Here is a 7,052-nt window from a genome sequence, read left to right on the forward strand (position 1 = left end):
ATCCGTGCTCACGATCGTCTGAAATCTCTGCTCACGATCCCCTGAAATCCGTGCTCACGATCCCGCGAAACATGCAAATAGGCCGCTGTCTTGCAAGTCCTTTCTGCCGATAGAAGCGAAAGAACCTAGTATTGGATCCGCAGACCTAGCTCTGCCGACGTACTGGCTGTCTCGCTCGACCACCCCGCCAAGCGCGTTGATGAACTGGTTCTTGGGACCGGCATTCAAGGCGCGCTGACGCCGGTTGAGCGCAAGCATGTTCCGGTAGGAACGCAGGAGTTCACAAACCGCGATTACTTCTGGGCCGCTAGATCTTTGGCAGCCGAGAGGCGTTGCGCCTCCTTTAGCGCGGCAGTCTTTGTCTTGAACGGGCCGATGTCGTTCTCGCCAGTGTCAGGCAGCCAGGCGGGGAGGAACCACCACCCTCCGGGCTTCCCATAGCTTGCCGTGCTTCGGATTGATCCGACGCCTTCGGCGATGAACCAGCCAGGGTCGATTCCGTCTCGACGCCATGCGATTTCCGACATCGTCTTTGTCCTTCCCCGATAGGAGGTGCAGATCGACTTTAAATCACATTCCCGAGTTCTGCGACGATAGACCGACTCGATGACCGCCATGTCCACTCCCGCCAGTACCTTGATGCCTCGCAGGGTGGGCGGCTCGGATGCGGAGGGCGATGTTGCATCCACATGGCGGACACGTCGCCAGCCTTGTGATCAATCTTGCGATGGCAACTTCGACTGACGCGCCGAGTTTGCCGATAGCGACGATCTCCATTGCGGGTGACGACGCGTGGTCTAGGTGCCTGGCCAAGGTGAACTATGTTTTGCTGCAGCGCCAGTTGCCTTGAGATCTGAATGGCTGAACCGATTAGGGCCGCCTGTCTTCATTCCATGTGTTTTCGCGATGGGCGCACCCATCTGCGTCCTCGATTGAGGCTGGTCTGACCGAAGGCCGATCCCGCTTCGCGGGCTCTCGATCTTGTCCCCGCAACGTCCGTCCTCGACTTTCTTCCCCTGGCGCTGCGCACCATTCCTCGCGGTCCAAGAAAGTCGCTGCCGGCCGCCCTCCATTTCATTTCGGCCCTCTGGGTGCAGGTCGATCGCCTCCGGTCTCACGACCGCCATCGAGGTCGCGATAGGCGCGGCCCGAGAAAACCAAGGGAATGAGAGAATGGCTACCATCGGCACCTTTACCTCCACGGGCAATGGCTTTTCCGGCGCGATCAAGACGCTCAACCTCAACGTCAAGGCCAAGCTGATCCGCGTCGAAAATCCTTCCGACAAGGGACCGCATTTCCGCATCTACTCGGGCAACGTCGAGTTGGGCGCGGCCTGGCAGAAGACCGCCAAGGACACCGAGCGCGACTACCTCTCGGTCAAGCTGGACGATCCGAGCTTCCCCGCTCCGATCTACGCCACCCTGACCGAGGTCGAGGGTGCCGAAGGCCTCCAGCTGATCTGGTCCAGGCCGAACCGGGACTGAAGCTCAGCTAGCGGGCTCCGCCGCAAGGCGGGGCCTGCTTCCCTTCGACAGGAGATTCGATCATGACCATCGACACCATTGAAGAATTGCGCGCCGAACTGCGCGAATGCGTATTCACGCCAGCGGAGCGCAAGGCGCTCGAACGCGAGCTGGCCGAACTCATCCGCCAACGCAACGAAGCGCTCGCAGCCGAGGAGGGGGCATAAGCCCCCTCGTCTTGCGTCTTACGTCGCACCTTCGCTCGGGGCCGCTGCTCCGTTGAGAACATCCTTGATGGCTTTGGCCGGCGTAAAGGTCAGCTTCTTGGAAGCTGCAATCGCAATCGTTGCGCCGGTCGACGGATTGCGGCCCTCACGGGCGGGGCTATCCTTGACCTTGAACTTGCCGAACCCGGGAAGACTCGTCTCGGCTCCGCTCGCGGCCGCATCAGCGATCGCCTTGAACACGCTGTCGACGATTGTTTTCGCCTGAGCTTTTGTCAGATCGTTCTCGGCTGCAATCCTTTCGGCGATCTCATTGGCAGTAGTCATGAGGCGAGCTCCATCTTGTTTCGATTTTGCTCGTCTGACATCGAAGCAGTGGAACAGATAGAGCCGATATCACAGGCGGAGCCGCAGTCCCCGAACAATTCCGAGACTATGGCAGCTTTTCGTCCACTTCAGCGTAACCGCGCCTCCGCTTGACACGCTCCAACCGTCGGAACGCTTCGATCGCTTCTGCACTGCCATCGAAGGTCTGTATCATGGTTCTGGCCATTCGTGCCGATCCGGCCCCAATTGCGGATCAGCGACATTTCTCCGAACAAGGTCGGCTGCGTGGACAGCGCATAGAACCGCCGCATATTGCACGCGGGATCGATGCGGCGCAGATGAAGCGGTTCTGGTTTGGGCTTCGGCACGGACGGATTCTTGCTTCCTTCGCAAATGCCGTCCAATGGGTTTTATGAATCGACCAGGCAGATCGATTCATTCGATAGGTCAGTTGCTCCGGAAATACCGGGACCCGTTGCCGATTAAATTCTTCCCCCAACGGAGACTTCGCTTTCGGGACGCGCGCGTCGCAACGCCAATCTTGCAACTGCCCCAGTCTTTATCACAACAGCCGGCCGCAAGAGATCGGCCCTTGATTCAAAGCTTCCTACGGCCAGTTTTTGGCAGTGTCGGCGCTTTGTCGCTACAGCAGCAGGCCTCGAGAGGGACGACACGAATGTTCCTCGCGATGCACAGAACGTATTTCCTCCGATGTCGATGGCCCTTGCATAGAAGAAATCGTTCCAGCTTCTGCACTCTTGCAGCGGTGTCCGCTTGGGCGAGCCCCTCCGGGGACGGCTCTACTCGCGCCGGCGCGGCGACGCTCCCGGAGCCCACAAGCGGTCTCCGCGCATTCGCGTGACGATCCTCTCGCGACCGTGTCGCAGTGCCCCAGCAACGAGCATGAGCCCAGTCTCGCTTCCGAGAATTCACTCCCCCGATGGCTATGGAGTGACCTGACTCTTCTGGCAGGGGATTCGCTGGATGAATTCCGGGATCGTTCCCACGATCGGATTCGCAATCGCTGTTGGTTCAAACCAACATCCCCCACGTCATGACGGACGAGGATACGACTCTCGCGCCGTCAGGCCCATTCGGACCTTAATATGAAGACCATTGTCATCAACAATCAAAAGGGCGGGGTCGGCAAGACGACTCTTGCTGTGCATTTGGCCTGGTTCATGGCGGAAACGAATCTCCGCGTTCTCGTGATCGACGTTGATGCGCAGAGCAATGCGTCGGATACGTTGAGACAATACGCAGGTTCAACGTTGGCCGCGGATTTGTTCAAGCCCGGGATACGGGTCGTACCTCGAGGCGACGAAGGCCTGACGCTCGCGCCGGCCGATAGCTCGCTGACCGATCTCGATCGCAGCAATGCGGTCGCCATAACGACGCTGCAAGAGAATCTCGCTATCGCGTCGGATCGGTTCGACGCCTGCGTCATCGATACGCCGCCATCACTTGGGCTGCGCAGTGTCGGCTGTTTGGTTGCGGCGTCGCATGTGCTGGCTCCGATCTATCTGGAGGACTATTCGATTAAGGGCGTCAAGGGTCTGATGCAGACCGTGATCGGCGTGCAGAGGCGTTATGGCCGCCAGGATACGAAGTTCCTAGGGCTGCTACCTTCGAACTTCAACACGAAATCGCCGCGTCAAAGGACGCATCTCGAGCAACTCTTGCGCGAGGCTGGCAAATATGTGTTTCCGGGCCAGATCGTTGCAAGGGACGGCTACGCTGAAGCGGTTGCGGAACGCCTGCCGGTCTGGAAGCTGAAGCGCCGCTCCGCGCAGGAGGCTGGTCGCGAAATCCGCGATGTTCTCGCCAAGATCGTCGCGCAGATGGACGAGACGGCCCATGGCGCTTGATCTCAGCTTCAAGCAGCTCATCGCCGCCGCGGAAGATGGTGCCGCCGCAATCGGGCAACCGACCTGCATATCTATCGACCGTATTGACGAAGATCCGGACCAGCCCCGTCGCGGCTTCGACGAGCAGAAACTTGACGAGCTTGCGGAATCGGTCCGTCAGCATGGAGTGCTGCAACCGATCGTTTTGCGGCAAGCGACCGAGGAAGGCCGGTACGTGATCGTCATGGGTGCGAGGCGGTATCGTGCTGCTAAGCGCGCCGGGCTCCGTGACATTCCCGCTTTCATTCATGCGGCTGGTGCTGCGGATCGTTACGTTCAGATGATCGAGAATATCCAGCGCGATGACCTCAATGCCCCCGAAATAGCGGCGTTCATCGCGGACCGCTTGGAGCAGGGTGACAACCAAGCCGACATCTCGCGCAAGCTAGGCAAGCCTAGGGACTGGGTGTCTCGCTACGCGTCGGTCCAGAATATGCCGGAGTTCCTTCGGTCGAAACTTGCAGGCTCATCAATCCGTGCTGTGTATGAGCTCTACCAGGCTTGGCGTGAGCAGCCCAACGCGATTGAGACTTTTTGCGCAGCACAGGAGAGCTTCACCGACGCGCACGCCCGCCAACTGGCTCGGCAAGTTCGCACGAAAGCCCGCGGTTCCCCTGCTGATGGCGAAGGGGCCCCTGGAGCTCAACCCCCGCGAAGTTCGGTCGCACCGCAAGTGGCATCGCAACCCATGGAGAGAGGCCGTGAGACGGCGAGAGCGGAAAAGCGCCCGAACTCTTCGGCCGATCGGAACGAGCGAATGAGTACATCGCTGACGATCAGAGTGCGTCACCTAGATCGCACGGGCCGTCTTCTGATCGATCGACTCGCGTCTCAAGGCTCGCGACATGCCGTGCTGCTGATCGATGGCGCAGAAGCAGCGGAAGAGGTTCCAGCATCGACCATCACAATCGAAGAGTTCCTTGTCGCATGAAGCTGGTCTTAGACAGCCTCCTCAGAAAGTCTGCTGCAGTTGGTTCGCCGGCGGAGCGGATTTCCCATCCGAAGGATGGCGCGTTAGCGCAGCAGCCGGAGGCCGAACGCGCGCCCCACAGCGCTGTAGAGAGGCCGGAGGCTGCTGGAAAGCCGCGGCCCACATATTCGGTGCGAATGTTGCCGATCTGCGCGCCTGGCGTCCCTGGAGTACAAGCATTAGGGGTGGCGGCTACGTCATTCCCGGAAGTGCACTCCTCATCGATGGTCGGTGGGGTTGGATCTCACTTGCAGCGACTGCCGAGTCTTGACTGCCGAGCGCGATGGTTTGAACCAACATGGAGGGGGAAGGATTGTCGCTTTCTAGTGCAGGATAGGCTTCGCGCCAGCGATGTATTACACCACGATTGGGATTGGAATGCATGGCTCTGATCTCGCTTCGTGTCTCCGACGAAGTCGCGACGCAGTTCTCCGTTCTTGCAGCTACCCGGGGCGGCAAATCCGCGCTGCTGCGGCGCCTCATCGCTGATGCACTGGCTGCACCAGCACCGCGCATCTTGGCGTTGCCGGTCGGACGGCCGGAGAAGGTGACGGTGCGATTTCGCGAGAGCGAGATGCGGCAACTCGCGGAAGTCTCACATCAGCGTGGTATGACGCGAACCGGCTGGATCGTTGCGTTGGTGCGCTCTCGGTTGGGGTCACCGGTGCAGCATTCCCCGCACGAGCACGAGGCGCTCCGCGCGATCGTGCGCGAGCTCAACAGGATCGGCGGCAACATCAATCAGATTGCGCGTGCCGCAAACACCAGTGTGCTGCAGGGCAGGGCGGTCGAATCCGATCTGTCCGCGATTGAAGAGGCCAAATTGGTGATCGAAAGAGAGCTCGCGCAATTGCGTAGCTCGCTTCACGGCAACGCGGATTATTGGGATGGACGGCGATGAGCCGGCGCCCGTCACGGCCGCCTGACCTGGCCTCCGAGCTTCCGCCGATCTCGTATGTCTGGGAAACGCCCAATCGGCGCCCGCGGCGGGCTGAGTGGGATATCCCCGATCCGGCCGCTCCCGGCCGCCTTACGCCAGCGATGCGTGCAAAGCTCGAACGCATCGTGCGACGAGCACCAGAGGTGATGGTCAAGATCACCGGTCGCACCAAAGGCGTGGCTCATCTCAAGTCGCACCTCGCATACATCACGCGAAACGGTCAACTTGAGGCGGAAACTGAGCAGGGCGCGGTTCTGACGGGTCGTTCCGGATTGAAAGATTTGCAGCAACGCTGGGAGGATGATGCCGGTCTCGATGACAAGCGCCGCCGCGATGGGTCGCTCTCGGTCAACATCATTCTGTCGATGCCGGCTGGCACCGATGCCGTCGCCGTCAAGGATTCAGCTCGGGCGTTTGCCATCGAGACGTTCGGCTACAACCACGACTACGTCTTCGTTCAGCACCTCGACGACAAGCATCCCCACGTGCACTTGACCGTTCGGTCGCTGGGCCATGACGGCAAGCGCCTCAACCCGCGCAAGGCGGATCTTCAGGCCTGGCGAGAACGATTTGCTGGCGAACTCCGGCTTCGCGGGATCGCGGCGGAGGCAACGCCGCGACGAACCCGCGGACGCGTCCGAAAGGCTGATCGCGGGGCGGTCCTCGCTATGCGCAAGCGAAAGATCACGCCCGATGTCGATCAACTCGTCCGTAAGGAAGTGCTTTCGGAGGTGAGGGGCGGCAGGACTGCCAAGCATCCTTGGGATGAACAGATTAAGTTCCGTCAGGAGGCAATCAGGCGGCGTTATCTCGAGTATGCCGCCGAGGTACAGCGCTCCGGAGCGGCAGCAGATCACGAGCTCGCGCGCCAGATTCGGCAATTCGTCAAGGACATGCCCGCTGTCGTAACTCGGCGTCAGGTGTTGAACGATCAGCTTGCCGAGCTCACCGAACGCTGGCGCCGCAGCGCGGATCAGGGGATCGATGCCGACCTGCGCGGTCACAAGCGAGACAATGAGCGGACAAGGTAACTTGACCCGGAGGATCAGACACTCCCCGAGCGAGGTTTGATATCTCGAACACGCTTCGTTTGCTTCAATGGCGGGAAAGGTTAGGGCGGGCAGACGCCAGCTTCAGAATGGCCTAGTTGTTCATCGCAGTGATTTTGACGTTTTGATACCGAGCCATTCGAGGATGGGCAAGTTTTCGGGTGGCAAGAG

At 60.2% G+C, this 7,052-nt stretch carries 8 protein-coding genes and 1 pseudogene; 6 read left to right on the plus strand and 3 right to left on the minus strand.

Annotated elements, in window-relative coordinates:
* Positions 1–293: 293 nt before the first annotated feature.
* The gene (locus AAFX91_RS37125) at positions 294–617 is read right to left on the minus strand and encodes a hypothetical protein (protein WP_394569816.1); all 324 of its coding nucleotides are present in this window, start codon (positions 615–617) and stop codon (positions 294–296) included.
* A 556-nt stretch (positions 618–1,173) separates the two neighbouring features.
* Between AAFX91_RS37125 and AAFX91_RS37130 the strand changes: the two genes are divergently transcribed.
* On the plus strand, positions 1,174–1,485 hold the full coding sequence (locus AAFX91_RS37130) for a DUF736 domain-containing protein (RefSeq protein ID WP_018273795.1): 312 nt from the start codon (positions 1,174–1,176) through the stop codon (positions 1,483–1,485).
* A 62-nt stretch (positions 1,486–1,547) separates the two neighbouring features.
* Positions 1,548–1,691, plus strand: a complete 144-nt coding sequence (locus AAFX91_RS37135; RefSeq protein ID WP_167353968.1) for a hypothetical protein — start codon at positions 1,548–1,550, stop codon at positions 1,689–1,691.
* Positions 1,692–1,709: 18 nt separating this feature from the next.
* On the opposite strand, the gene AAFX91_RS37140 is transcribed toward AAFX91_RS37135, so the two are convergent.
* Together AAFX91_RS37140 and AAFX91_RS37145 are read right to left on the minus strand one after the other, a co-directional pair.
* Positions 1,710–2,015, minus strand: coding sequence for an HU family DNA-binding protein (locus tag AAFX91_RS37140; protein WP_394569817.1), 306 nt, complete (start codon positions 2,013–2,015; stop codon positions 1,710–1,712).
* 106 nt (positions 2,016–2,121) lie between these two features.
* Positions 2,122–2,326 (minus strand): annotated as a pseudogene (locus AAFX91_RS37145) (WGR domain-containing protein).
* A 795-nt stretch (positions 2,327–3,121) separates the two neighbouring features.
* Between AAFX91_RS37145 and AAFX91_RS37150 the strand changes: the two are divergent.
* The 4 genes from AAFX91_RS37150 to AAFX91_RS37165 all read left to right on the plus strand — a co-directional run bounded on the left by AAFX91_RS37150 (position 3,122) and on the right by AAFX91_RS37165 (position 6,863).
* Entirely contained in the window at positions 3,122–3,883 is a 762-nt protein-coding gene (locus AAFX91_RS37150) for a ParA family protein (RefSeq protein WP_394569818.1), read from the plus strand.
* A complete protein-coding gene (locus AAFX91_RS37155; protein ID WP_394569819.1) occupies positions 3,873–4,853 on the plus strand; it encodes a ParB/RepB/Spo0J family partition protein in 981 nt (326 codons plus the stop codon). The genes AAFX91_RS37150 and AAFX91_RS37155 overlap by 11 nt, the downstream gene beginning before the upstream one ends.
* 421 nt (positions 4,854–5,274) lie before the next feature.
* Positions 5,275–5,793 carry a plasmid mobilization protein gene (locus AAFX91_RS37160; RefSeq protein WP_394569820.1) on the plus strand — a complete coding sequence of 173 codons (519 nt, stop codon included), beginning with the start codon at positions 5,275–5,277 and terminating at the stop codon, positions 5,791–5,793.
* Positions 5,794–5,978: 185 nt separating this feature from the next.
* The gene (locus AAFX91_RS37165) at positions 5,979–6,863 is read left to right on the plus strand and encodes a relaxase/mobilization nuclease domain-containing protein (RefSeq protein ID WP_394569821.1); all 885 of its coding nucleotides are present in this window, start codon (positions 5,979–5,981) and stop codon (positions 6,861–6,863) included.
* Positions 6,864–7,052: the final 189 nt, after the last annotated feature.

Source organism: Bradyrhizobium sp. 31Argb, assembly GCF_043638955.1.
Lineage (GTDB): Bacteria > Pseudomonadota > Alphaproteobacteria > Rhizobiales > Xanthobacteraceae > Bradyrhizobium.